The sequence below is a fragment of the Rhodocyclaceae bacterium genome (genome assembly GCA_020248265.1).
GTDB lineage: Bacteria > Pseudomonadota > Gammaproteobacteria > Burkholderiales > CAIKXV01 > CAIKXV01.
The window spans coordinates 393,229-418,008 of the sequence record JADCHX010000011.1; the positions used below are offsets into that span (position 1 = coordinate 393,229).

General features: G+C 66.5%; 23 protein-coding genes and 1 tRNA gene. 21 read left to right on the forward strand and 3 right to left on the reverse strand.

Annotated elements, in window-relative coordinates:
* Positions 1-22: 22 nt before the first annotated feature.
* The 19 genes from pstB (at position 23) to ING98_12860 (ending at position 18,041) form a co-directional block, all read left to right on the forward strand.
* Positions 23-799, forward strand: coding sequence for a phosphate ABC transporter ATP-binding protein PstB (gene pstB / locus ING98_12770; GenBank protein MCA3102741.1), 777 nt, complete (start codon positions 23-25; stop codon positions 797-799).
* 189 nt (positions 800-988) lie between these two features.
* Entirely contained in the window at positions 989-1,711 is a 723-nt protein-coding gene (locus tag ING98_12775; protein ID MCA3102742.1) for a triose-phosphate isomerase, read from the forward strand.
* A gap of 52 nt (positions 1,712-1,763) precedes the next feature.
* On the forward strand, positions 1,764-2,168 hold the full coding sequence (gene secG / locus ING98_12780) for a preprotein translocase subunit SecG (GenBank protein MCA3102743.1): 405 nt from the start codon (positions 1,764-1,766) through the stop codon (positions 2,166-2,168).
* 64 nt (positions 2,169-2,232) lie between these two features.
* A tRNA-Leu gene (locus ING98_12785) sits at positions 2,233-2,317 on the forward strand.
* Positions 2,318-2,597: 280 nt separating this feature from the next.
* Positions 2,598-2,966 (forward strand): NADH-quinone oxidoreductase subunit A, encoded by a 369-nt coding sequence (locus ING98_12790; GenBank protein ID MCA3102744.1) that lies wholly within the window; start codon positions 2,598-2,600, stop codon positions 2,964-2,966.
* A gap of 40 nt (positions 2,967-3,006) precedes the next feature.
* Positions 3,007-3,516, forward strand: a complete 510-nt coding sequence (locus ING98_12795) for an NADH-quinone oxidoreductase subunit B (GenBank protein ID MCA3102745.1) — start codon at positions 3,007-3,009, stop codon at positions 3,514-3,516.
* Positions 3,513-4,127 carry an NADH-quinone oxidoreductase subunit C gene (locus tag ING98_12800; GenBank protein MCA3102746.1) on the forward strand — a complete coding sequence of 205 codons (615 nt, stop codon included), beginning with the start codon at positions 3,513-3,515 and terminating at the stop codon, positions 4,125-4,127. The genes ING98_12795 and ING98_12800 overlap by 4 nt, the downstream gene beginning before the upstream one ends.
* 8 nt (positions 4,128-4,135) lie before the next feature.
* Positions 4,136-5,389 (forward strand): NADH-quinone oxidoreductase subunit D, encoded by a 1,254-nt coding sequence (locus tag ING98_12805; GenBank protein MCA3102747.1) that lies wholly within the window; start codon positions 4,136-4,138, stop codon positions 5,387-5,389.
* 108 nt (positions 5,390-5,497) lie between these two features.
* Positions 5,498-6,022: an NADH-quinone oxidoreductase subunit NuoE gene (gene nuoE, locus ING98_12810; GenBank protein MCA3102748.1), complete on the forward strand. Its 525-nt coding sequence runs from the start codon at positions 5,498-5,500 to the stop codon at positions 6,020-6,022.
* Positions 6,019-7,332, forward strand: a complete 1,314-nt coding sequence (gene nuoF, locus ING98_12815) for an NADH-quinone oxidoreductase subunit NuoF (protein ID MCA3102749.1) — start codon at positions 6,019-6,021, stop codon at positions 7,330-7,332. Before nuoE ends, nuoF begins: the two co-directional genes overlap by 4 nt.
* Positions 7,333-7,348: 16 nt before the next feature.
* Positions 7,349-9,742, forward strand: a complete 2,394-nt coding sequence (locus ING98_12820; protein ID MCA3102750.1) for an NADH-quinone oxidoreductase subunit G — start codon at positions 7,349-7,351, stop codon at positions 9,740-9,742.
* 10 nt (positions 9,743-9,752) lie between these two features.
* Positions 9,753-10,841 (forward strand): NADH-quinone oxidoreductase subunit NuoH, encoded by a 1,089-nt coding sequence (nuoH, locus tag ING98_12825; protein ID MCA3102751.1) that lies wholly within the window; start codon positions 9,753-9,755, stop codon positions 10,839-10,841.
* Between the two features lie 29 nt (positions 10,842-10,870).
* Positions 10,871-11,359 (forward strand): NADH-quinone oxidoreductase subunit NuoI, encoded by a 489-nt coding sequence (gene nuoI / locus ING98_12830; protein MCA3102752.1) that lies wholly within the window; start codon positions 10,871-10,873, stop codon positions 11,357-11,359.
* A gap of 63 nt (positions 11,360-11,422) precedes the next feature.
* Complete coding sequence (locus ING98_12835) at positions 11,423-12,082, forward strand: NADH-quinone oxidoreductase subunit J (protein MCA3102753.1); 660 nt, start codon at positions 11,423-11,425, stop codon at positions 12,080-12,082.
* A 78-nt stretch (positions 12,083-12,160) separates the two neighbouring features.
* Entirely contained in the window at positions 12,161-12,466 is a 306-nt protein-coding gene (nuoK, locus tag ING98_12840) for an NADH-quinone oxidoreductase subunit NuoK (GenBank protein MCA3102754.1), read from the forward strand.
* Between the two features lie 10 nt (positions 12,467-12,476).
* A complete protein-coding gene (gene nuoL / locus ING98_12845) occupies positions 12,477-14,495 on the forward strand; it encodes an NADH-quinone oxidoreductase subunit L (GenBank protein MCA3102755.1) in 2,019 nt (672 codons plus the stop codon).
* Positions 14,496-14,528: 33 nt separating this feature from the next.
* Positions 14,529-16,013, forward strand: a complete 1,485-nt coding sequence (locus ING98_12850) for an NADH-quinone oxidoreductase subunit M (protein MCA3102756.1) — start codon at positions 14,529-14,531, stop codon at positions 16,011-16,013.
* Between the two features lies 1 nt (position 16,014).
* Entirely contained in the window at positions 16,015-17,460 is a 1,446-nt protein-coding gene (gene nuoN, locus ING98_12855) for an NADH-quinone oxidoreductase subunit NuoN (protein MCA3102757.1), read from the forward strand.
* A 32-nt stretch (positions 17,461-17,492) separates the two neighbouring features.
* Positions 17,493-18,041 (forward strand): NUDIX hydrolase, encoded by a 549-nt coding sequence (locus tag ING98_12860; GenBank protein MCA3102758.1) that lies wholly within the window; start codon positions 17,493-17,495, stop codon positions 18,039-18,041.
* 122 nt (positions 18,042-18,163) lie between these two features.
* Here ING98_12860 and ING98_12865 read toward each other — a convergent pair whose 3' ends face one another.
* The 3 genes from ING98_12865 to ING98_12875 all read right to left on the reverse strand — a co-directional run bounded on the left by ING98_12865 (position 18,164) and on the right by ING98_12875 (position 22,923).
* Positions 18,164-18,823 carry a redoxin domain-containing protein gene (locus tag ING98_12865; protein ID MCA3102759.1) on the reverse strand — a complete coding sequence of 220 codons (660 nt, stop codon included), beginning with the start codon at positions 18,821-18,823 and terminating at the stop codon, positions 18,164-18,166.
* Positions 18,824-18,862: 39 nt separating this feature from the next.
* Positions 18,863-21,106 carry a thioredoxin family protein gene (locus ING98_12870; protein ID MCA3102760.1) on the reverse strand — a complete coding sequence of 748 codons (2,244 nt, stop codon included), beginning with the start codon at positions 21,104-21,106 and terminating at the stop codon, positions 18,863-18,865.
* A 170-nt stretch (positions 21,107-21,276) separates the two neighbouring features.
* Positions 21,277-22,923, reverse strand: a complete 1,647-nt coding sequence (locus tag ING98_12875; protein ID MCA3102761.1) for a fused MFS/spermidine synthase — start codon at positions 22,921-22,923, stop codon at positions 21,277-21,279.
* A 152-nt stretch (positions 22,924-23,075) separates the two neighbouring features.
* Here ING98_12875 and ING98_12880 point away from each other — a divergent pair, with 152 nt between their 5' ends.
* Together ING98_12880 and ING98_12885 are read left to right on the forward strand one after the other, a co-directional pair.
* A complete protein-coding gene (locus ING98_12880) occupies positions 23,076-24,017 on the forward strand; it encodes a methyltransferase domain-containing protein (GenBank protein MCA3102762.1) in 942 nt (313 codons plus the stop codon).
* 83 nt (positions 24,018-24,100) lie between these two features.
* Positions 24,101-24,601 (forward strand): DNA starvation/stationary phase protection protein, encoded by a 501-nt coding sequence (locus ING98_12885; protein ID MCA3102763.1) that lies wholly within the window; start codon positions 24,101-24,103, stop codon positions 24,599-24,601.
* Positions 24,602-24,780: the final 179 nt, after the last annotated feature.

Genomic DNA, 24,780 nt, shown 5'->3' on the forward strand with positions numbered 1-24,780 from the left:
GAAGCCGACCGACGCGCCGCAGGTGCAGGTCCCCGCTTCGGTCGAGCAGACCAAGATACTGGTCGACAACCTCAACTTCTACTACGGCAAGTTCCATGCGCTGAAGAACATCAACCTGACGATCCCGGAGAAGCGCGTCACCGCCTTCATCGGTCCGTCCGGCTGCGGCAAGTCGACGCTCCTGCGCGTGCTCAACCGCATGTTCGAACTGTACCCCGAGCAGCGTGCGGAAGGTCGGGTGCTGCTCGACGGTGAGGACATCCTTTCGACCAAGGACGATGTCTCGCTGATCCGTGCCCGGGTCGGCATGGTGTTCCAGAAGCCGACGCCCTTTCCGATGACGATCTACGAGAACATCGCGTTCGGCGTGCGTCTTTTCGAGAAGATGTCCAGGTCAGACATGGACGAGCGGGTCGAGTGGGCGTTGAACCAGGCGGCGCTCTGGAAAGAGGTCAAGGACAAGCTGCACCAGAGCGGCACCAGCCTGTCCGGCGGCCAGCAGCAACGACTGTGCATTGCGCGCGGCATTGCGATCAAGCCGGAAGTGTTGCTGCTCGACGAGCCCTGCTCGGCACTGGACCCGATCTCCACCGCGAAGATCGAGGAACTGATCAACGAACTCAAGCGTGACTATACGGTCGTCATCGTCACCCACAACATGCAGCAGGCCGCGCGGGTGTCCGACTACACCGCCTACATGTACCTCGGCGAGCTGATCGAGGTCGGCGTCACCGAGTCGATCTTCATCAAGCCGACCAGCAAGCAGACCGAGGATTACATCACCGGGCGCTTCGGCTGACGTCGCCGGGACGACGGCGCGGCTGCCGCAGTCGTAGTCGTAGTCGTCGAAGTTTGACCGGCCTGCGTCTCGGCCGGTACAATCCCGCGGTTCTACTTCAGATAAAAGCGGGATGCGTGCCGGCGATATGAGCACCAGGCGTTGGGGGACGATGCGTTGAGGACGAGGCGCGTCGTGGGCAACTGGAAGATGAACGGCACACTGGCGGGAAACGCGGTGCTGCTGGGCGACTGCGCGTCGGCGTTCCCGGCAGCGGCAGCTGGCGCCACGGCGGCCCTCGAGGTGGCGGTCTGCGTGCCGTTTCCCTATCTTGCCCAGGCGCGAGACCGCCTGTCCGGGAGTGCGGTGCGCTGGGGTGCGCAGGATGTCAGTGTCCACCCATCGGGTGCGCATACTGGCGAAGTGTCGGCGGCGATGATCGCCGACTTCGGCGGATCGTTCGTGATCGTTGGCCACTCCGAGCGGCGGGCGCATCATTCCGAGACCAGCGCGCAGGTCGCCGGGAAGGCCGCCGCGGCCCTCGCCGTCGGCCTGACGCCGATCATCTGCCTGGGCGAGACGCTCGAGGAACGCGAGACCGACATGACCGAGGTCGTGATCTCCGGCCAGTTGTCGGTCTGTATCGAAGTGCTTGGCCACGACCATGTCGCGCAATGCGTGATCGCCTACGAACCGGTGTGGGCGATCGGCACCGGCCGCAATGCAACGCCCGACCAGGTTCAATCCGTCCATGCCTTCCTGCGCAGACGGCTCGGCCCGGCCGGTGCCTCGGTGTCTCTGCTGTACGGCGGCAGCGTCAAGGCTTCGAATGCCGCCGAACTCTTCGCGATGCCCGACGTCGATGGCGGCCTCATCGGCGGTGCCTCGTTGAAGATGGCCGATTTCGAGCCCATCTGCCGCGCCTGCGCCTGACCCTCGCCGGCTACCCTCGGCCTGCACTGCCGGAACCACAGGAATCCACCAGATGCTCCAGAATTTCATCCTCCTCTTTCACGTGCTTGCCGCCGGCGCGATCGTCGTCTTCGTGCTGCTTCAGCAGGGCAAGGGCGCCGACATGGGCGCGGCATTCGGCAGCGGCTCGGCCGGCAGCCTGTTCGGTTCCAGCGGATCGGCCAACTTCATGAGCCGGATGACCGCGATCATGGCCACGGTATTCTTCATCACGAGCCTTGTGCTGACCTATGTCGCGGCCAACACCGGTGCCTCTCGCGGTCTGATGGAGCGGGTGCCGGCGGCTCCGGCCACGCCGGCCTCGCAGATCCCGGTGCCGGGTGCCCCGGCTGCTGGTGCGCCCGCGGTACCGGTGCCTTCCGTTCCTGCCGAAGCCGTAAAGGGCGGAGCATCGAAGGCGCAAGATATTCCGAAGTAAAACGCAGGACGGATGAACCCGGAAGGACGAAAGTAGGCGACAATACGGGGGTCGCAGGCAGTTTGCCCACGTGGTGGAATTGGTAGACACGCTGTCTTGAGGGGGCAGTGGCGAAAGCCGTATCAGTTCGAGTCTGATCGTGGGCACCAGCAGTTCCGGGTTCCGTGCAGTGCATGGGTCCGGCGAAAGTGATGGATCGGCAGCATGGCAAGGCGCAAAGCGGTCCCTCGCGCCGCGCCTGATGCCTCCAGACGCGTGATTGCAGCGCACGCCACTCGTTCGGGTCGTGATGTTCCGGACGAGCGCAGCGGCTGCGTTATCGTGGCCCTCGCACGGTCCGGCCGACCTCCGGCAGGCCGGCCGACGCGCGAGGGTGTACCGGGTAAGCCGGGGGGCCAAAGATGTGCATAGTCGACGGTTGAGCTAGCTGTGCTGGAAAGTTACCTGCCCATTCTGTTGTTCATCGGCGTCGGGCTCGCTTTCGGGCTCGTGCTTCCGTTGGTCGGCTGGATCGCCAGTTCCGCGACCGGCGCCAACAGGCCCGATCCCGAGAAACTGTCGCCCTACGAGTGCGGTTTCGAGGCGTTCGAGGATGCGCGCATGAAGTTCGACGTGCGCTACTACCTCGTCGCCATCCTGTTCATCCTGTTCGACCTCGAGATCGCCTTCCTGTTTCCGTGGGCGGTGGTGCTGGAAGACATCGGGTGGTTCGGGCTCGGTGCGATGTTCATCTTCCTGATGGTGCTGGTGGTGGGCTTCGTCTACGAATGGAAGAAGGGTGCGCTGGAATGGGAATGACCGGCGGCATCGAAAGGAGCAGCCGATGAGCGATCTCGCCATGCCCGCTGCAGGTGTGCAGTCGGGTGCGCCCGCGCCGGTATTCCCGGGCGCCGACCGTGGCTTCGTGACCACCTCGGCCGACAAACTGATCAACTGGACACGCACCGGATCGCTCTGGCCGATGACCTTCGGTCTTGCCTGCTGCGCGGTCGAGATGATGCATGCGGGCGCGGCGCGCTACGACATGGACCGCTTCGGCGTGATCTTCCGCCCGAGCCCGCGCCAGTCCGACGTGATGATCGTCGCCGGCACGCTGTGCAACAAGATGGCTCCGGCCCTGCGCAAGGTCTATGACCAGATGGCCGAGCCGCGCTGGGTGATTTCCATGGGCTCATGCGCGAACGGCGGCGGCTACTACCACTATTCGTATTCCGTGGTGCGCGGCTGCGACCGTATCGTCCCGGTGGACATATACGTCCCAGGCTGTCCGCCGACCGCCGAGGCGCTGCTCTACGGGATCATCCAGTTGCAGAACAAGATCAAGCGGCAGAGCACGATCGCACGATGAGCCTTCCTCCCGATCAACTTCAGTCGAGGGTGCAGACCGCGCTCGGTGATGCGGCAGCGAACGTCGAGTTCGCGTGCGACGAACTGACGGTGACGGTGGCGCCGGCCAGGCTCATCGAGGCGATGACCCGGCTTCGCGACGAGGCCGGGCTGCGCTTCGCGCAACTCGTCGACCTCTGTGGTGTCGACTGGTCGGGCTACGGCGACGGTGCCTGGGATGGTGCACGCTACTCGGCGGTCTATCACCTGCTCTCCCTCGAACACAATGCCCGGCTGCGTGTACGCGCCTTCGCGACCGACGACGACTTCCCGGTGCTGCCTTCGGTGACCGGCGTCTGGGCCGGCGCGAACTGGTACGAGCGCGAGGCCTTCGACCTGTTCGGCATCGTGTTCGAAGGCCACCCCGACCTGCGCCGTATCCTCACCGACTACGGCTTCGTCGGACATCCGTTCCGCAAGGATTTCCCGGTCTCGGGGTACGTCGAGATGCGCTACGACCCGGACCAGCGGCGGGTGATCTACCAGCCGGTCAGCATCGAACCCCGCGAGGTCGTGCCCCGCGTGATCCGCGAAGACAACTACGCCGACAGCGAAGGCTTCCGCAAGGGCTGAGCAAGCGTATGGCCGAAATCAAGAACTACACGATGAACTTCGGGCCGCAGCATCCGGCGGCCCACGGCGTCCTGCGCCTCGTCCTCGAGCTCGATGGCGAGGTGATCGAGCGCGCCGACCCGCACATCGGACTGCTGCACCGGGCCACCGAGAAGCTGGCCGAGACACGCACGTTCCTGCAGTCGGTGCCGTACATGGACCGTCTCGATTACGTGTCGATGATGTGCAACGAGCACGCGTACGTGATGGCGATCGAGAAGCTCACGGGCGTGGCGCCACCGATCCGCGCGCAGTACATCCGCGTGATGTTCGACGAGATCACGCGCACGCTGAACCACCTGCTCTGGCTGGGCGCGCACGGGCTCGACATCGGCGCGATGACCGTCTTCCTGTACTGTTTCCGCGAGCGCGAAGACCTGATGGACTGCTACGAGGCGGTTTCGGGCGCGCGCATGCACGCGGCGTACTACCGGCCGGGGGGCGTGTACCGCGACCTTCCCGGGCGCATGCCGCAGTATGACCCGTCGCCGCTGCGCAGCGAGTCCGACCTCAGGCGGCTGAACGAGCATCGCCAGGGTTCCCTGCTCGACTTCATCGAGGCATTCACCGAGCGATTCCCGGGCTGTGTCGACGAGTACGAGACGCTGCTCACCGACAACCGCATCTGGAAGCAGCGCACCGTCGGCATCGGCGTGGTGTCGCCCGAGCGCGCGCTCCAGCTCGGATTCAGCGGTCCGATGCTGCGCGGCTCCGGCATCGAATGGGACCTGCGCAAGAAGCAGCCGTACGAAGTCTATGATCAGCTCGACTTCGACATCCCGGTGGGCACCAACGGCGACTGCTACGACCGCTACCTCGTCCGCATCGAGGAGATGCGCCAGTCGAACCGCATCATCCGGCAGTGCGTCGACTGGCTGCGCAAGCACCCGGGCCCGGTGATCAGCGACAGTCACAAGGTCGCCGCGCCGCACCGGGTCGACATGAAGATGAACATGGAAGAGCTGATCCACCACTTCAAGCTGTTCACCGAAGGCATGCATGTGCCGGCCGGCGAGGCCTACGCGGCGGTCGAGCATCCTAAGGGCGAATTCGGCATCTACCTGGTGTCCGACGGGGCGAACAAGCCCTACCGCCTGAAGATACGCGCGCCGGGCTTCCCGCACCTGGCGGCGATCGACGAGATGGCCCGCGGCCACATGATCGCGGACGTGGTCGCGATCATCGGCACCCAGGACATCGTGTTCGGCGAAATTGATCGATGAGCGACCGGTGAGCAACCCGATGACCGATGGATTGACCCCCGCGCGATGAACGCACCCGTGCCAGCGGCCGAAGGCGGCCGCACCTCCGCCAGTCCCGACGGTGAGGCCGTGCTGTCGGCCGGCGCGATCTTGCGCATCGATCGCGCGATTGCCAAGTACCCGGCGGACCAGCGCCAGTCCGCGGTGATGGCCGCGCTGGCGATCGCCCAGGAAGAAAACGGCTGGCTGTCCACGGCCGTGATGGATGCCGTCGCCCGGCATATCGGCATGCCGGCAGTGGCGGTGTATGAAGTCGCGACGTTCTACACCATGTACGACCTGGCGCCGGTCGGTCGCAACAAGCTCACGCTGTGCACGAACCTGCCCTGCCAGCTGCAGGGCGCGGGTGCCGCGGCCGAACACCTGAAGGCGACGCTCGGCATCGGCTTCGGCGAGACCACCGCCGACGGCTGCTTCACGCTAAAGGAGGGCGAGTGCATGGGCGCCTGCGGCGATGCTCCGGTGATGATGCGCAACAACCGTGCAATGCTCTCCTGGATGACGCCCGAACGCATCGATGCACTGGTCGAACAGCTGCGCGCCGAGCACCGCGCGGGCGCAGCCGGTGCCACGCCGAAGGAGGGCGGCCGATGAACGCACCGCTGCCCCCGTTCGAGGCCGGCATCTACGGCCCCGATGCGGTGATCCTGAAGGGCCTGGACGGCACCAACTGGCGCCTGCGCGACTACGAGGCGCGCGGTGGATACCAGGCGATCCGCAGGATCCTGTCCGAGAAGATCCCGCCGGACGTGGTGATCGGCGAGCTGAAGAAGTCCGCGTTGCGCGGGCGCGGCGGTGCCGGGTTCCCGACCGGCCTGAAGTGGAGCTTCATGCCGAAGAACTACACCGGCCAGAAGTACCTCGTCTGCAACTCCGACGAGGGCGAGCCGGGCACGTTCAAGGACCGCGACATCATGCGCTACAACCCGCACATCCTGATCGAGGGGATGGCGATCGGAGCGTATGCGATGGGCATCACGGTCGGCTACAACTACATCCACGGCGAGATCTGGGATGTCTACGAGCGCTTCGAGGAAGCTCTCGAAGAGGCGCGCGCCGCAGGCTACCTCGGCGAGAACATCCTGGGCAGCGAATTCAGCTTCCAGCTGCATGCGCACCACGGCTACGGCGCCTACATCTGCGGCGAAGAGACCGCGCTGCTCGAGTCGCTCGAGGGCAAGAAGGGACAGCCGCGCTTCAAGCCGCCGTTCCCGGCCACCTTCGGCCTGTACGGCAAGCCGACCACGATCAACAACACCGAGACCTTCGCCGCGGTGCCGTGGATCATCAACAACGGCGGCGAGGCGTTCCTGAACCTCGGCAAGCCGAACAACGGCGGCACGAAGATCTTCTCGGTCAGCGGCGACGTCGCACGCCCGGGCAACTACGAGGTCAAGCTCGGCACGCCGTTCGCGAAGCTGCTCGAGATGGCCGGTGGCATGCGCGATGGCGCGAAGCTGAAGGCGGTGATCCCCGGCGGCTCGTCGATGCCGGTGCTGCCTGCCGACACCATGATGGCACTCGACATGGACTACGACTCGATCCAGAAGGCCGGGTCGTTCCTCGGGTCGGGCGCGGTGATCGTGATGAACGAGACCCGCTGCATGGTGCGCTGCCTGCACCGCCTGTCCTACTTCTACTACGAGGAATCGTGCGGCCAGTGCACGCCGTGCCGCGAAGGCACCGGCTGGCTGTACCGGGTCGTCGACCGCATCGAGCACGGCAAGGGCCGGCAAGAAGACCTCGACCTCCTGCTGAACCTCTGCGACAACATCCAGGGGCGCACGATCTGCGCACTGGGCGATGCGGCCGCGATGCCGGTACGGGCCTTCATCAAGGCCTTCCGCGACGAGTTCCAGTACCACGTCGACCACAAGCGGTGCCTGGTCGGCCCGTACGTCTGAGAGAGCGATAGCAACGATGGCCAAGCTGGAAGTCGACGGCAAACCGGTCGAGGTACGCGACGGCGCGATGGTGATGGAAGCCGCGAATGCGCTCGGCATCTACGTGCCGCATTTCTGCTACCACAAGAAGCTGACCATCGCCGCCAACTGCCGGATGTGCCTGGTCGAGGTCGAGAAGGCGCCCAAGCCGTTGCCCGCCTGCGCGACGCCGGTCACCGAAGGCATGAAGGTATCCACCCACTCGCCCAAGGCCGTGCAGGCGCAGAAGGGCGTGATGGAGTTCCTGCTGATCAACCATCCGCTCGATTGCCCGATCTGCGACCAGGGCGGCGAATGCCAGTTGCAGGACCTCGCGGTCGGGTACGGCGCGAGCGAGTCGCGCTACGACGAAATGAAGCGGGTAGTGCCCAACAAGAACCTCGGCGCGTTGATCGCCACCGACATGACGCGCTGCATCCACTGCACGCGCTGCGTGCGGTTCGGACAGGAAATCGCCGGGGTGATGGAACTGGGCATGGCAGGCCGCGGCGAGCACAGCGAGATCATGCCGTTCGTCGCGCGCACCGTCGATTCGGAACTGTCCGGCAACATGATCGATGTCTGTCCGGTGGGGGCGCTGACTTCCAAGCCGTTCCGGTTCACCGCCCGCACCTGGGAACTGACGCGCCGCAAGTCGGTGAGCCCGCACGACAGCCTCGGCTCGAACCTGATGGTGCAGGTGAAGGGCAACCGCGTGATGCGCGTGCTGCCACTGGAAAACGAGGCGATCAACGAGTGCTGGATCTCCGACAAGGACCGATTCTCCTACGAAGCGCTGAATGCCGAGACGCGGCTCGTACAGCCGCTGCTCAAGCGTGACGGGCGCTGGGAACAGGTCGACTGGCCGCAGGCGCTCGAACACGTGGCAGGCCGGCTGAAGTCGATCGCGACCAGCCACGGCACCGATTCGATCGGCGCGCTGGCCTCGCCGCACCAGACCGTCGAGGAACTGTACCTGCTGGCGAAGCTGGTGCGTGGCCTCGGCTCGGACAACGTCGACCATCGCCTGCGCCAGGTCGACTTCCGTCTCGACGGATCGCGCAGTGGCGCACCCTGGCTGGGGCTGCCGGTGGCCGAGGTCGGCCAGGCGGATGCTGTCCTGGTGGTCGGCAGCGTACTGCGCAAGGACCATCCGCTGCTCGCGCAGCGGCTGCGCCAGGCCGCGAAGCGGCAGGCACGGGTACACCTGCTCAATCCGCTCGCCCAGGATCCGCTGATGCCGCTGGCGGGCGAGCAGGTGGTCGCACCGTCGGCAATGGTTGCCACGCTGGCCGCCGTGGTGAAGGCTGCCGCAGAGGCGAAGGGTGCCGCGCTTCCGGCCGGCCTCGACGCCGCGCTGGCCGAGGTCACGGTGTCTGCGCAGTCCAGGCAGGCTGCCGACGATCTCGTGCGCGCGGCGCACGGGGTGGTCTGGCTCGGCAACCTGGCCGTGCAGCATCCGCGCTATGCCGAGCTCGAAGTCCTCGCGCAGGCGCTGGCGACCTTGACCGGCGCGCGCTTCGGCCATCTCGGCGCAGCCGCCAACAGCGTCGGTGCGGTACTGGCCGGTGCGCTGCCGTCCGGCGGTGGCCTCGATGCACGGGCGATGATCGCATCGCCCCGGAAGGCCTACGTGCTGCTCGGCGTCGAGCCCGAACTCGACTGCGCCGATGGCGCGGCAGCGCTGGCCGCGATGAAGTCCGCCGAGTTCGTCGTCGCGATGTCGCCGTTCGAACACCGTGCGCTCGACTACGCCGAAGTGATCCTGCCGGTCGCCCCGTTCACCGAGACCGCGGGTACCTTCGTGAACGCCGAGGGCCGCGCGCAGTCGTTCGCCGGCGTGGTGCGCCCGCTGGGCGACACCCGCCCGGCGTGGAAGGTACTGCGCGTGCTGGGCAACCTGCTCGGCCTGCCGGGGTTCGACCAGGATTCGTCCGATGCCGTGCGGGCTGCGCTGTCGCTCGACGGCCTGCCGGCGGCCGGTTGCGACAATGCGCTGCGCGCGTCGCTGGCCGTCGATGCGTCGCCCGCTGCGCCGACGGGTATCGAACGGGTCGCGCCGGTACGCATCCACGATGCCGACGCGCTCGCGCGCCGCTCGCCGCCGCTGCAGAAGACGCGCGATGCGGCGCCGCTGGAAGCGGCACTGGCGACGGACCTCTGGCAGGGCGCCGGCCTGCAGCCTGGCGATTCGGTGCGCATCGGCACCGGCGGCGCAAGTGCGCTGTTTCCTGCCGTGCTCGACCCTCGGCTGCCCGCGGGCTGCCTGCTGCTTGCGGCCGGGCATGCATCGACGTTCCCGCTCGGCGCCCCCGCCGGCGGCACTGGTGCGCTCTCGATCGAGCGCATTGCGGCGCCCGCCCGGGCCGTGCCTGCCGAGACCGTGAGCTGAGGGGGCGACGATGGAATTCTTCGAGAACCTGTTCGGCCCGGCCTGGCCCGTGGTCTGGACCCTGGTGAAGATCCTCGCGATCGTGCTGCCGATCACGATCTGCGTGGCCTTCCTGACGCTGGCGGAGCGCAAGGTGATCGGCTACATGCAGCTGCGCATCGGACCGAACCGGGTGATGGCGTTCGGGATGGGCTGGACGGCGGGTCTGGCGCAACCGTTCGCAGACGTGTTCAAGCTGATCTTCAAGGAGATCATCGTCCCGACCGGGTCGAACCGGTTCCTGTTCCTGATCGCCCCGACCCTGTCGATCATGCCGGCGCTGGCCGCCTGGGCGGTGCTGCCGTTCGGTCCCGAGGCGGTGCTCGCTGACATCGATGCGAGCCTTCTTTACGTGCTCGCGCTGACCTCGATGGGGGTCTACGGCGTGATCGTTGCCGGCTGGGCGTCGAACTCGAAGTACGCCTTCCTCGGCGCGATGCGCTCGGCGGCGCAGATCGTGTCCTACGAAATCGCGATGGGCTTCGCGCTGGTCGGGGTCCTGATGGTCTCCGGCACGCTGAACCTGGGCGGCATCGTCGATGCGCAGAAGGGCGGCGGCTTCTGGTCGTGGAACCTGCTGCCGCTGCTGCCGCTGTTCCTCGTCTACTTCATCGCCGGCGTCGCCGAGACCAACCGCGCGCCGTTCGACGTGGCGGAGGGCGAGTCCGAGATCGTCGCCGGCTTCCATGTCGAGTATTCCGGCACCGCGTTCGCGGTGTTCTTCCTGGCCGAATACGCGAACATGATCCTGATCTCGGCGCTGGCCTCGCTGATGTTCCTCGGCGGCTGGCTGCCGCCGGTGCAGGTCGATTCGCTGGCTGCGATCCCGGTCGTGGGCCTGCTGTTCGGACCTGGCGCGCACTGGCTGTTCCTGAAGATCGCATTCCTGCTGTTCTGTTTCCTGTGGTTGCGTGCGACCTTCCCGCGCTACCGCTACGACCAGATCATGCGCCTGGGCTGGAAGGTGTTCATCCCGCTGACGCTGGTCTGGATCATGGTGGTCGGCGTTGCGTTGATGGATCCGATCCGCAACTGGCCGCCGTTCAGCTGGTGGTTCTGAGCCATGGAAATGCGCAGAGGCCCCCGATGATGACCCGCATCCAGAGTTTCTTCCGATCGTTCCTGCTGCTCGAACTGCTGCGCGGCATGATGCTGACCGGGCGCAACCTGTTCGCCCGCAAGATCACCGTGCAGTATCCGGAGGAGAAGACCCCGCAGAGTCCGCGCTTCCGCGGCCTGCATGCGCTGCGCCGCTATCCGAACGGCGAGGAACGCTGCATCGCGTGCAAGCTTTGCGAGGCCGTGTGTCCGGCGATGGCCATCACCATCGAGTCCGATGTACGCGATGACGGCACCCGGCGCACGACGCGCTATGACATCGACCTCACCAAGTGCATCTTCTGCGGGCTGTGCGAGGAGTCCTGCCCGGTGGATTCGATCGTCGAGACGCGCACCCTCGAGTACCACGGCGAGCGGCGCGGCGACCTGGTCTACACCAAGGAAATGCTGCTGGCGATCGGTGACCGCTACGAGGAACAGATCGCCCGCGACAGGATGGCCGATGCGAACTACCGCTGACAAGACGCCCGGCGCGGTGCCGGCGACCCAGACCCCCGCTGCGTCCGCTGACCGGGGGGCGCAATGAACTTCCAGTCCGCGGTGTTCTTCGTGCTGGCTGCGGTGCTGGTGCTGTCGGCGCTGCGCGTGATCACCGCGCGCAATCCGGTGCACGCGGCGCTGTTCCTGGTGCTCTCGTTCGCCTCGGCGGCCGGGCTTTGGCTGCTCCTGCATGCCGAGTTCCTCGCGATCACCCTGATCCTGGTCTACGTCGGCGCGGTGATGGTCCTGTTCCTGTTCGTGATCATGATGCTCGACATCAACGTCGACCGGCTGCGCGAGGGCTTCTGGAACATCCTGCCGATCGCGCTGCCGGTGGCAGTACTGCTGCTCGGGGTAATGGGTGCGACGCTGATGGGGCCCTATTTCGGCCTGTCGGTACGGCCGCCGCCGCCGGAGGTGGCCGAGGGCTACAGCAACACGCGTGCGATCGGCATGGTGCTCTACACGGAATACCTGTATCCGTTCGAACTGGCCGCGGTGATCCTGCTGGTGGCGATCGTGGCCGCGATCGCGCTCACGCTGCGCGCACGCAAGAACACCCGCAGCATCGATCCGTCGGTCCAGGTCGCCGCGACCCGCGAAGGGCGCGTGCGGCTGGTCTCGATGCCCTCCGAGAAGAAGGGCGTGCCAGCGCCCCCGCCGGAACCCGCCCCGGCGGAAACACCGCAACAGCCCAAATGACCGAAGCCCGCGTGCAGACCATGCCTCGACGGTGCGCCGGTCCGTGGAACAAGCAGGAACACTAGGGGAGCGAAGCCGTTGGTGCCGCTGTCGTACTACCTGATTCTGGGCGCGATCCTTTTTGCGATCAGCGTGCTCGGCATCTTCCTCAACCGGAAGAACGTGATCATCCTGCTGATGGCGATCGAGCTGAACCTCCTGGCGGTGAACCTGAACTTCATCGCCTTCAGCTACTACCTGCAGGACATCGCCGGGCAGGTTTTCGTGTTCTTCATCCTGACCGTCGCCGCGGCCGAATCGGCGATCGGGCTGGCCATCCTGGTCGCGCTGTTCCGCAACCTGCGTACCATCCATGTCGACGACCTCGACACGTTGAAAGGGTGAGGGCGCCGCGATGACGATGCAGACGGTCTACCTGCTGGTTCCCCTCGCGCCGCTGTTCGGGGCGCTCGTCGCGGGCCTGTTCGGTCGCCAGGTCGGGCGTACCGGCGCGCACCTGGTCACCATCGCCGGGGTCGCGGTATCGCTGGCCGCTTCGGTCTGCGTGTTCCTCGACGTGCTCGAGGGCAACACGTTCAACGGTACGGTCTACACCTGGCTCACCTCCGGCGACCTGCGCCTTGAGGTGGGCTTCCTGATCGACAGCCTGACGGCCACCATGATGCTGGTGGTGACCTCGGTGTCGCTGATGGTGCACGTCTACACCATCGGCTACATGCGCGACGACCCGGGCTACCAGCGGTTCTTCTCTTACATCTCGCTGTTCACCTTCTCGATGCTCATGCTGGTGATGAGCAACAACTTCCTGCAGCTGTTCTTCGGCTGGGAAGCGGTCGGGCTGGTGTCCTACCTGCTCATTGGCTTCTGGTACAAGCGCCCGACAGCCACCTATGCGAACCTGAAAGCCTTCCTGGTGAACCGGGTCGGCGACTTCGGGTTCCTGCTCGGCATCGGCCTGGTGCTCGCGTTCTTCGGCACCCTCGACTACCAGCAGGTGTTCGAGCGCGCGCCCGAGATGGCCACCGCCGGCATCGAGATCCTGCCCGGCATGAACTGGTCGCTGGTGACGGTCACCTGCATCCTGCTGTTCATCGGCGCGATGGGAAAGTCCGCGCAGTTCCCCCTGCATGTCTGGCTGCCCGATTCCATGGAAGGCCCGACGCCGATCTCGGCGCTGATCCACGCGGCGACGATGGTCACTGCGGGCATCTTCATGGTCGCGCGCATGTCTCCGCTGTTCGAGCTGTCCGATGCCGCGCTGTCGTTCGTGCTCGTCACCGGCGCGATCACCGCCCTGTTCATGGGCCTGCTCGGCATCGTCCAGAACGACATCAAGCGCGTGGTGGCGTATTCGACGCTGTCGCAACTGGGCTACATGACGGTTGCACTCGGCGCCTCCGCCTACCCGGTCGCGATCTTCCACCTGATGACCCACGCGTTCTTCAAGGCGCTGCTGTTCCTCGCCGCCGGTTCGGTGATCATCGGGATGCACCACAACCAGGACATCCGCTGGATGGGCGGGGTACGCAAGTACATGCCCATCACCTGGATCACCTCGCTGGTCGGGTCGCTCGCGCTCATCGGCACGCCGTTCCTGTCGGGCTTCTATTCGAAAGACTCGATCATCGTCGCGGTCTCCGAGGCCGATATCGCCGGCTCGGGCTTTGCGGCCTTCGCGGTGATCGCCGGCGTATTCATCACCGCGTTCTACTCGTTCCGCATGTACTTCCTCGTGTTCCACGGCGAAGAGCGCTACCACCTGAAGCCGCACGATCCGCACGACGCACACGCAGACGATCACGGGCACGGCCATGGCCATGACGAAAAACCGCACGAGTCGCCCTGGGTGGTGACGCTGCCACTGGTCGTGCTGGCGATCCCGTCGGTGGCGATCGGCTACCTGGCGCTGTCGCCGATGGTACTCGGCGACTGGTTCTCCGACGCGATCTTCGTCGATCCCGCCCATGGCGCGCTCGAGCACCTGAAGGCGCATGTGCACGGTCCGCTAGAGATGGCGCTGCACGGTTTCGTCACAGCACCGTTCTGGCTTGCACTGGCCGGTGTCGTGCTCGCCTGGTTCCTCTACCTGAAGCGGCCCGACCTGCCTGCCGCGATGGCCGGGAAGATGAAGGGCCTGCATGCGCTGCTGCTGAACAAGTACTACATCGACGAGGTCTACGCCTTCCTGTTCCGCGACGGGCTGCGCAAGCTGGGTACCTTTCTCTGGAAGGTCGGCGACGTGAAGCTGATCGACGGCGTGATGGTCAACGGCACGGCCTGGGTAGTCGGGCAGGTAGCACGGCTGTCGCGGCAACTCCAGTCGGGATACCTCTACACCTATGCGTTCACGATGCTGATCGGGGTGCTCGGCCTGCTGCTGCTGTGGGTCGTGCGCACGCGCGCGGTGCTCTGACCGAAAACACGAATCGAAAATGACTGATCGAAAATGACTCCGCTGCTGACACTGGCCATCTGGGTGCCCATCGCCAGCGCGATCCTCGTGCTGGCTACCGGCTCCGACCGCAACGCCGGGATCGCGCGGGCGCTTGCCCTTGCCGGAGCGCTGGCGGGGTTCGCGGTCACGCTGCCGCTCTGGTTCGGGTTCGACCCCCAGCAATCCGGCCTGCAGTTCGTCGAATTCATGGCCTGGGTGCCGGCGTTCAACATCAACTACCACCTGGGCATCGACGGCATCTCGCTGCTGCTGATCCTTCTGAACAGCTTCACCACCGTGCTGGTGGTGCTGGCAGGCTGGAAGGTGATCGACAATCGGGTGGCGCAGTACATGGCCGCCTTCCTGTTCCTGTCGGGCCTGATGAACGGCGTTTTCTGCGCGATGGATGCGCTGCTGTTCTATTTCTTCTTCGAGGCGACGCTGATTCCGATGTTCATCGTGATCGGCATCTGGGGTGGGCCGAACCGCGTCTACGCTTCGGTCAAGTTCTTCCTCTACACACTGATGGGCTCGCTGCTGATGCTGGTGGCGCTGATCTACCTGTTCATGCTGTCCGACGGCAGCTTCGCCCTGTCCGAGTGGTACCGGTTGCAGATTCCGTTCCAGGCGCAGGTGCTGATCTTCATTGCCTTCTTCCTGGCCTTCGCGGTAAAGATCCCCATGTGGCCGGTGCACACCTGGCTGCCCGATGCGCACGTCGAGGCGCCGACCGGCGGCTCCGTGGTGCTGGCTGCAATCATGCTGAAGCTCGGTGGCTACGGTTTTCTGCGCTTCTCGCTGCCTGTAGTGCCCGACGCCAGCCAGGCGCTGGCCGGCGTGGTGATCGCCCTGTCGCTGGTGGCGGTCGTGTACATCGGCCTGGTCGCGCTGGTTCAGACCGACATGAAGAAGCTGATCGCCTATTCGTCGATCGCCCACATGGGCTTCGTCACGCTCGGGCTGTTCCTGTTCAATGCGCTGGGTATCGAAGGCGCGATCGTGCAGATGATCTCGCACGGTTTCATCTCGGCGGCGATGTTCCTCTGCGTCGGCGTGCTCTATGACCGTGTGCACAGCCGGGCGATCGCCGACTACGGCGGCGTGGCCAACACCATGCCGGTATTCGCCGCCTTCTTCATGCTGTTCGCGATGGCAAACGCAGGGCTGCCGGGCACCAGCGGCTTCGTCGGCGAGTTCATGGTGATCATGGCGGCGATCGAGGTCAACTTCTGGTACGCAGTCCTGGCCTCGACCACGCTCATCTTCGGCGCTGCATACACGCTCTGGATGTACCGACGGGTGGTGTTCGGCGAGGTCGCCAATGCCGCGGTCGCTGGGCTGAAGGACCTCTCCGCCCGCGAGGCGCTGGTGCTCGGCCTGCTGGCGGTCGCCGTGCTCGGCATGGGCCTCTGGCCGCTGCCTTTCACCGAAGTGCTGCACACCTCGGTCAACGATCTGGTCGCGCATGTCGGCCAGAGCAAACTGCCGGCGCGCTGACATGATCATCCCGATTCCCGACCTCGCCCCGGCGGCGACCGAGCTGTTCCTGCTGACGGCCGCCTGCGCAGTGCTGCTGATCGACCTGTTCATCAGCGACGGGCGCCGGTGGATCACCCAGATGCTTGCCCAACTGGTCCTGGTCGGTTGCGCCGCGATCCTGATCGCCACCGCGAGCAGCGGCACCGCGTTCACGTTCAGCGTGATGTTCATCGACGACCCTCTGGCCGACGCACTGAAGCTGATGATCATCGTCGCGGTGTCGATGCTGCTCGTCTATTCGCGGCGCTACCTGGCCGACCGCGGCATGTATCGCGGCGAGTTCTTCACGCTGACGCTGTTCTCGGTACTGGGCATGATGGTGATGGTGTCGGCCAACCACTTCATCACGCTCTACCTCGGCCTCGAGTTGCTGTCGCTGTCGCTGTACGCGATGATCGCCCTGCAGCGGGATTCTGCGGTCGCCACGGAAGCGGCGATGAAGTACTTCATTCTGGGTGCCCTGGCCTCCGGCATGCTTCTGTATGGCATGTCGATGGTGTACGGCGCGACGGGTACGCTGCAGTTGGGCGACATCGCCGCGATGATCGCCCGCGGCGAGGGTAGCCGGACGGTGCTCGTGTTCGGACTGGTGTTCATCGTGGCCGGGCTGGGCTTCAAGCTGGGCGTGGTGCCGTTCCACATGTGGGTGCCGGATGTCTACCACGGTGCGCCGACGGCAGTGACGCTGCTGATCAGCTCGGCCCCGAAGGTGGCGGCCTTCGCGTTCTTCATGCGGATTCTCGGCGAGGCGCTCGGCGGGCTGACGGCCGACTGGCGCAGCATGCTGGTGGTGATGGCAGTGCTGTCGCTGGCGCTCGGCAACATCGCGGCCATCGCGCAGACGAACCTCAAGCGCATGCTCGCCTATTCGAGCATCTCGCACATGGGCTTCCTGCTGCTCGGCTTCCTGGCGGGCAATGCGTTCGGCTTCGCCGCCGCGATGTTCTACGTGGCTGTGTACGTGCTGATGAACCTCGGCACCTTCGGCATGATCCTGCTGCTCGCGCGCTCCGGTTTCGAGGCGGACCAGCTCGACGACTATCGCGGTCTCGCGCGCCGTGCGCCCTGGCAGGCCTTTCTCATGCTCCTGCTGATGTTCTCGATGGCCGGGTTGCCGCCGATGGTCGGCTTCTACGCGAAACTGACCGTGCTGTCCGCCGTTGTGGACATCGGGATGGTGTGGCTGGCCGTGTTCGCGGTGATGATGTCGCTGGTCGGGGCGTTCTACTACCTGCGTATCGTCAAGCTGATGTACTTCGACGAGCCTGCAGACACCGTGCCGTTTACGGCGGCCGCCGACGCGCGCCTGCTGATGACGATGAACGGCCTGGCGGTGCTGGCGCTGGGCCTGCTGCCGCAGCCCCTGATGGCCTGGTGTCTGTTTGTGATCGAACGATCGATGTAGGCCCGCAGCGGCGCGGGCCGGCGAGGGGCCGGATGGACGATTTCACCGAACGCCAGATCGATTCCACCGCGGTGTTCGACGGTGCGCTGCTGAAGGTGCGGCGCGACCGTGTCCGCCTGCCCGACGGGCGCGAGGCGCTGCGCGAGTACATCCTGCACCCCGGGGCGGCGATCATCCTGCCGGTGCTCGATGATGGACGGGTGATCCTGGTGCGTCAGTACCGCTACCCGGTCGGGCGCGAGACGCTCGAGTTCCCTGCCGGCAAGATCGACGCGGGAGAGTCCTCGCGCGCGACGGCCGAGCGTGAACTGCTGGAGGAGACCGGCTACCGCGCCGGATGCCTCGAGTTCGCGTTCACGGTGCATCCGTGCGTTGGCTATGCCGACGAACGGATCGACTACTACCTGGCGACCCGGCTCGTGCACGTCGGTCATCCGGGAGAGGACGGCGAGTTCCTGTCCACGGTCGTGTCGCCGCTCGACGAGCTGCTGCGGCAGGCCGATGCCGGGGAGCAGACGGAGGCCAAGACGCTGCTCGGTGCCTACTGGCTCGCGCGCCGCCGGGACCGCTCGGGCGGTTGAGGGCTCACGCCGGTGGCCAGCCAGGCCGGCCGCAGCGTCGCTTCCAGCATGCGAGCCGGGCCAAATGCAGGTGTTCGCGATGCTTCATCAGGCGGACCAGACTAGCCCGCGTACTTGATGTTTCACCCATAGGCCTGGCTGAGCGGCCGGGATACCGGCTTGCCGGCACGGGCCTCCTCGATCGCCGCGAGCGCGAGGTTCCTCGCCTTGCGCACGTCGCGCATGCTGCGCTGGTCGTCGATCGCACCAGCATAGATCAATGTACCCGACGGATCGACCACGTAGGTATGGGGCGTCACCATCGCGCCGTAGGCGCGCCCGGTCTGACCGTCTGGATCCTGCAGCATCGCGGTCTGGTTGGCCTTCCACTGGCTGAGTATCGCGCCGGAGCGCTTCGCATCGACGAAGCTCGGGTGCGCGGGGTGGGTGGAGTCGATAGACAGCCATATCGCGCCGCTGGCCCTTGCACGCCGTTGCGCTGCCTGCATCGCTCCCGCGCCGTAGTGCGTGTTGATCGCGAAGCAATCGCTGTTCCACCATTCCAGCACGACGTACTTGCCGCGGAAATCGGACAACGACACCTTGCGTCCGTCGATCGTCGACAGGGTGAAGGGCGGCGCAGGGTCACCGACGCGCGCCAGCGACGGCTGCGCCAGTGCAGGCCGGGCGAACAGCAGCGCCGCCCCCAGGCACAGCAGGTACAGCAGACCCGGCAGGCGATGTCGTCGCCACCGCAGGCCTCCTGGTGGATGGGCGCCTCGGCCCGGGCAGGACAGGATCATCAGGATGTCGCTCCGTTATCTGATGGACAACGACGGGCCTCAGCGTGCGCCGGCGGTCGATGGCGAATGGGCAGCCAGCGCCGAGAGCACGATGTCGCGCGTCAGCAGTTCGGGCAGCAGGACGGGTGCATCGCGCCCTGGCAGGTAAAGGACGTACACAGGTACGCCACTGCGACCATAGCCTGCGAGGGCTGCGCTGATGGCCGGATCCCTGCGTGTCCAGTCGGCGCGCAGCGTCGCTGCGCCCACGCGGGCGAACGCCTGGCGTACCGCGACGGTATCCAGCACCAGCTGCTTGTTGGCCTGGCATGTCACGCACCATGCGGCGGTGAAGTCGATGAACACCGGCCGACCCTCGACGCGCAGTGTGGCGACCCGGTCGGGCGACCAGGCCTGCCAGGGTTCGCGGGTATCGCCGCGCCGCGCCGCGTCGGGCCGGCCGGCCGGCGCATCTGCAGCCATGGACGGCCATGCAGCGTAGCCACCTGCGACGGCGAAGCCCAGTGCGCAGCCGATCGCGATCGCCCGGCTGCGCCGGCTTGCAGCCGGTAGCGCGAACCGTCCGTACAGCCAGGCGGCGAGGGCAATGAGCACCAGTCCGGCGAGCAGGCCGAACACGGCATCGACGCCCGCCTGCAGGCCGAGCACCCACGCCAGCCACGCCACCGTGGCCAGCAACGGGAACACCATCGCCTGCCGGAACGTGACCATCCATCGACCGGGGCGAGGCAGCATCCGTGCAAGGCCGGGCACGAACGACAGCAGCAGGTAGGGCAGGGCCATGCCCAGCGCGAGAGCAGCGAACACCGCCAGTGCATGCGGTGCGGGCTGCGCCAGCGCATAGCCGAGCGCTGCGCCCATGAACGGAGCGGTGCATGGCGCGGCCACCGCGACTGCGAGCACTCCGCTGAAGAACGAACCCGCCGGCCCCTTGCGCTCGGGCAGGCTGCCGGCCAGCGCGGCCACCCGCGATCCCACTTCGAACACCCCCGCGAGGTTCAGGGCAAGCAGCGTGAACAGGATAGCCATGGCTGCGACGAACGGTGGCGATTGCAGCTGGAACCCCCAGCCGACCTGCTCGCCCCCGGCGCGCAACGCGATGAGCGTGCCGGCCAGCGCCCAGAAGGACACCAGCACGCCGGCACCGAACGCCAGGCCACCCTTGCGCAGGCCGCGCGGGTCGGCACTGGCCTCGCCGACCATGGCCAGGGCCTTGAGCGACAGTACCGGGAACACGCATGGCATCAGGTTCAGTACCAGGCCGCCAGCCAGTGCCAGCAACAATGCCAGCAGCAGCCCCGCTGCCGGGGCGCCGTCCTGCAGCGACGGGGCTGCGGCAGCGGGCTGGCCAGTGCGCCCGGCGACCGACGCTCCCGCGCCGCCGACGGTCGTCGTGTCGAGAAGGGGGCCCAGGTCAGGCAACGTCGGCGCCAGCGCGGCGCTGAGGGTTGCCGCCGTCGGCTGACCCGGACCGAAGCCGGCTGCGGCCACCAGCAGCCCGTCCATGCGCTGTACCGGCGTCACCGGCTGAGGCTGCAGAGGCACGTCGATGACCAGCCCGTCACGGTGGCGGGACACCGTCTGGGCCGCCGCATGCGCGACCTGGCCTTCGGTCGCATTGAAGAAATAGACCTCACCCGCGGGCGCCGGACTGCCCTCGGGCGCGCGCAGTGCGATGCGCAACCGGCCGTCTGCGACGCTGGCCGTCGCGGTCCAGGCGGGGAGGCTGCCGGGAAGCGCGGCGCGCGCTGCGGCAAACAGCGCTGCCGTGCGCGGGTCGGCCAGCGCGGCGATCGGTGCCACCGGCAACTGGAAGCCGACTGCTGCGGACTCCGGAATGCATACATCCTTGCAGACGAGCCACTCGGCTGTTGCCGCGACCCGCAGCACCGGATCGCTGAATCCGGCCGGTACCGTGACCTGCATCGGCAGCAGTACTTCATTCTCATAGCCGTAGTTCATCAGCGGCCCGACCGGCAGCCGCTTCGGCACCGGCCAGGACAGGGGGCCAGCGGTCACGCCGGCTGGCAGCTGCCACTCCAGGCTGGTCGCGAGGCCTGAATCGCCCGGATTCATCCAGTACGTGTGCCAGCCGGGCGCGATGCGCATGCGCAGCAGGGCCTGGAACGGCTCGCCCGGGCGGGCTGTGCTGGGCTCTGCCAACAACTCGACCCGGACCCTGTTCTGCCCGGTCGACAGCGACTGTCCGATGGCAGCCGTCGAGGCCAGCAACGCAGCCAGGGCAAGCAGCGCGCAAAGCCGGATTGCTGCCGGCGGCAGCATCCGCCGTCTCCGTGCTGCGTGCTCGGTGCCAGGGGCTGGATTCATCACAACGTCTGCCATGGAACGGTCGGAACCTCGGGAGGGTCGGGAGCTGCCGTCGCTTCGTGCAGCGCGCTGGATCCTCCGGTGAACTGCGCGCGCCGCAAGGTCGAGCGACCTGTCCGGCGCGCTCAGTTGACCAGGAACGCCCGTGGCACCGTTTCTATCACCAGCCGCCGGTAGGCCATCTGCGCATCGGCGATGTCGAGCGAGATCGAGTTGCGCGCATCGGTGATGATCGCTCCTCGGCGCAGGGTATCCGCATCGAGCTTGTTCGGTCGCTCCAGCATCGTCTGCAGCATCGCCGCGTGCCGGGGCGGGGCCTCGCGCAGGCGCACCGGCGAGGGTGGCACCAGTGTGCCGGCGCTGGCCACCACGAAGCTGTTGACGTGCCGCGAGCCTGCCGCGTCCGGGCGATAGACCACGATCTCCGGCAGTTCCGAGTGCAGCGTGACCAGGAAGTTGGCGTACACCGTGGGCCGGTCGAGGTCGACGAACGTGTTGAATACCACCACGCCATCGGGCTTCAGGCATCCGCGCAGGTCGTGGAAGAAGTCTCGCGTGATGAGGTACTCGGGGATGCCGTCGCCGTGGAAAAGGTCCACCACCACGGTGTCGTACTCGCCATTGCAGCCGCGCAGGTAGGTCCGGGCGTCGGCCTCTATCGTGCGGACCCGGGAGGGGTCGAAGCCGAAATGCTTTCGTGCGACCTCGAACGACACCGGGTCGATCTCGACCGCGGTCACTTCGATGCCATGCCGCGCGAGCGACATGGGCACCACGCCGGCGCCCAGACCGAGTACCAGTGCACGCGTGGCCCGGGGCTTGAACGACTGCACCAGCCCCTCCAGGCCGTAGGTGAAGAAGGACTGCGACCGATTCTGCGCGTCGAGCGTGTTCTGCACCAGGCCATCCTGAAAGTAGATGCGCAGCTGGTCGTCCGGGTTTGCGCCCGCCGGGCCGGCGAGGATCTTCACCGTACCGAACAGCGAGCCGTATTCGGCCTTCTTCTGCCATTCGACACCACCATAGCGGGCGGGCCACAGGCGGTCGAGATAGCTGTCGGAGAAGACGAGCAGGCCGCCCGAGGCGAGCGTTGCCGCCATGCCCACGGCCAGCAGGCGCCGCCGGCTGGCTACCGGCACCGGCGGGCGCACCGCACCGGCGAGCGACAACAGCGACAGCACCAAAGCGACCGCCAGCACGGCGTTGTAGTTGGATACATAAGGCATCAGCACGAAGGCGGTGACGATCACGCCGGCGACAGAACCGACGGTACTCACGAAGAAGACCCGGCCCGACCCGGCATCCAGCTGCTCGAGTGGCGCCGCGCCTTTCGATGCGCTCGCGTCTGCGTTGGCGCGCGACGACTGCGTCATGATCGCGACCAGCAGCGGGTTCATCGCCGAGGTGGTCAGCAGTGGCAGGAACAGCAGCACGATACAGGCCACGAACGAGCCGATCACCAGGTCGAAGCTCGCCAGTGAGTGGAACGCGTACGGATAGACCAGGCAGGCAGCGACGATGGTCAGCCCGGCCAGCGCCGGCTGCTCGAGGTACCACTGCGCGAGGCGTTCGATCGACGGCTTGCGGCGTGCATGGGTGACCCGCCCGCCGTACCAGTAGCCGGCGGCCAGCGCGATCAGGGTGATCGACAGGATGCCGGTCCAGATGTAGATGCTGACCCCGAAGTAGGGCGTCATGATCCGTGAGGCGAGCAGTTCCAGCGCGAGGATCGCGCCGCCGGTGGAGAAGATGATCGCATGCAGCAGGAACATGGTCTGGATCCGCAGCGGCCCGCGGGCCATGGAGGGCCGGGCAGCCCGGCGGTCGCGGATTGTACGGCGGCGGCGGGCCTTTCGCAGCGGTGGGATTGCGTATCCGCACCGTTTGCTAGACTCGACGCCTCGTTGTCCCGGAAAGGCCGTCGATGAAGTCGTACACCCCTCCCTTGCGCGTATGGTCCGCGCTGCTGCTGTCCGTTGCCATCGGCGCGGCACTGCAGCCTGCCGCGTCGTTCGCCCAGGCGGGTACCGCCCCGACAACGCAGTCGCCCGCCGATGCCGGCATCGTCGACGAGGATACCGATACCCCGTATGTGCCGACGCCGATCGACGTGGTCGAGCGGATGCTCCATCTGGCCGGCGTCGGTCCGTCGGATTACCTGATCGACATCGGCTCGGGGGACGGCCGGATCGTGCTGACGGCGGTCTCGAAGTTCGGCGCGCGCGGCCATGGCATCGAGATCGATCCGCGCCTGATCGAACGCAGCCGGCAGGCCGCGGCGAAGCTCGGCATCGGCGATCGCGCCCAGTTCCTGACCCAGGACCTTTTCGAGTCCGATTTTTCAAAGGCAACCGTGGTCAGCGTGTACCTGCTGCCCAAGGTGATGCAACTGCTCACGCCGAAGCTCGCTGCGCTGCGGCCCGGCACCCGGATCGTTTCGCACGACTACGCCATGCTCGGCGACTGGCAGCCGGACATGACGCTGCGCATGTACGTGCCTGACAAGCCGGTCGGCCGCGACAAACACAGTACGCTGATGCTCTGGACGGTACCGGCACCGGTCGCTGGCCGGTGGCAGTTCGACCTGCCGAAGGCCCAGGGTGGCGCCCGCGTCGAGATCGCGGTGTCGCAGGCCCGGCAGATCCTCACCGGCAAGGCGACCCTGAACGGACAGCCGGTCGACCTCCTGGGCCTGCGCATCGACGGCGAACGGCTGCGTTTCGCGCTGGAGCCGTCCGGTCGCGTGGAACGGTTCCGCCATGAATTCGACGGCGTGGTGAAAGGCGACAGCGTGTCGGGTACGGCTACCTACCACGCGCGCGCGGCGTCGGTGGCGGCAAGATGGGAGGCCAGGCTGGCGCGCTGACGTGAATGCCTGCTACCAGGGGCGGGCGCGTTCGCTGCGTATCCGTCGCCTGCGTCCCGATTCGCAACCTGAAGGAGCGTTCCATGGGCAAGAGCAACGGAAAGAAAGCACCTGTCATCGACATCGGCATCAGCGACAAGGACCGTGCGGCAATCGCCCAGGGCCTGTCGAGGCTGCTCGCCGACACCTACACCCTGTACCTGACCACGCACAATTTCCACTGGAACGTGACCGGGCCGATGTTCAACACGCTGCACACCATGTTCATGGTCCAGTACACGGAGCTCTGGAACGCGGTCGATCCGATCGCGGAGCGGATCCGCTCGCTCGGCCATGTCGCGCCGGGCTCCTATGCCCAGTTCGGGCGCCTCACGTCCCTCAAGGACGCACCCGAGACGCGGCCGGGCGCATTGGAAATGGTCGCGATCCTGGTCCAGGGCCACGAGGCGGTCGCGCGCACCGCACGGTCGATCTTCCCGGCCGCCCAGAAGGCGGATGACGAGCCGACGGCCGACCTGCTGACCCAGCGCCTCACGGTGCACGAGCAGTCTGCGTGGATGCTGCGATCGCTGCTCGAGGAATGACGCGGCGCGACAGCGGCGGGGACTGACCCTGCTTCGGGGCTGTGCGCCCTTGCCATTGCATGGCAAAGGCGCACACTGCGGTGGACGGTGCGCGGGGGGGATGTGCCGAAGCCCGTCACGACCAAAGGGGGAACCGGGAATGAAACTCAGGAAATGGGCGCTCGCGGCGTCCGCAACAG

Bases quoted from the DNA above. Each gene is read 5' to 3' on its own strand.
- ING98_12875 (MCA3102761.1), bottom strand. From the start codon at position 22,923: ATGTTCCTGCTGCATGCGATCATCTTCTCCACCGGCGGCGCGATCCTC.
- ING98_12795 (MCA3102745.1), top strand. From the start codon at position 3,007: ATGCCCGCTGCAGGTGTGCAGTCGGGTGCGCCCGCGCCGGTATTCCCG.
- ING98_12880 (MCA3102762.1), top strand. From the start codon at position 23,076: ATGAAGTCGTACACCCCTCCCTTGCGCGTATGGTCCGCGCTGCTGCTG.
- ING98_12820 (MCA3102750.1), top strand. From the start codon at position 7,349: ATGGCCAAGCTGGAAGTCGACGGCAAACCGGTCGAGGTACGCGACGGC.
- ING98_12860 (MCA3102758.1), top strand. From the start codon at position 17,493: ATGGACGATTTCACCGAACGCCAGATCGATTCCACCGCGGTGTTCGAC.
- ING98_12850 (MCA3102756.1), top strand. From the start codon at position 14,529: ATGACTCCGCTGCTGACACTGGCCATCTGGGTGCCCATCGCCAGCGCG.
- ING98_12800 (MCA3102746.1), top strand. From the start codon at position 3,513: ATGAGCCTTCCTCCCGATCAACTTCAGTCGAGGGTGCAGACCGCGCTC.
- ING98_12775 (MCA3102742.1), top strand. From the start codon at position 989: ATGAACGGCACACTGGCGGGAAACGCGGTGCTGCTGGGCGACTGCGCG.
- secG (MCA3102743.1), top strand. From the start codon at position 1,764: ATGCTCCAGAATTTCATCCTCCTCTTTCACGTGCTTGCCGCCGGCGCG.
- ING98_12805 (MCA3102747.1), top strand. From the start codon at position 4,136: ATGGCCGAAATCAAGAACTACACGATGAACTTCGGGCCGCAGCATCCG.
- nuoN (MCA3102757.1), top strand. From the start codon at position 16,015: ATGATCATCCCGATTCCCGACCTCGCCCCGGCGGCGACCGAGCTGTTC.
- nuoL (MCA3102755.1), top strand. From the start codon at position 12,477: ATGACGATGCAGACGGTCTACCTGCTGGTTCCCCTCGCGCCGCTGTTC.
- nuoF (MCA3102749.1), top strand. From the start codon at position 6,019: ATGAACGCACCGCTGCCCCCGTTCGAGGCCGGCATCTACGGCCCCGAT.
- nuoI (MCA3102752.1), top strand. From the start codon at position 10,871: ATGACCCGCATCCAGAGTTTCTTCCGATCGTTCCTGCTGCTCGAACTG.
- ING98_12835 (MCA3102753.1), top strand. From the start codon at position 11,423: ATGAACTTCCAGTCCGCGGTGTTCTTCGTGCTGGCTGCGGTGCTGGTG.
- ING98_12885 (MCA3102763.1), top strand. From the start codon at position 24,101: ATGGGCAAGAGCAACGGAAAGAAAGCACCTGTCATCGACATCGGCATC.
- ING98_12865 (MCA3102759.1), bottom strand. From the start codon at position 18,823: ATGATCCTGTCCTGCCCGGGCCGAGGCGCCCATCCACCAGGAGGCCTG.
- nuoH (MCA3102751.1), top strand. From the start codon at position 9,753: ATGGAATTCTTCGAGAACCTGTTCGGCCCGGCCTGGCCCGTGGTCTGG.
- ING98_12870 (MCA3102760.1), bottom strand. From the start codon at position 21,106: ATGCTGCCGCCGGCAGCAATCCGGCTTTGCGCGCTGCTTGCCCTGGCT.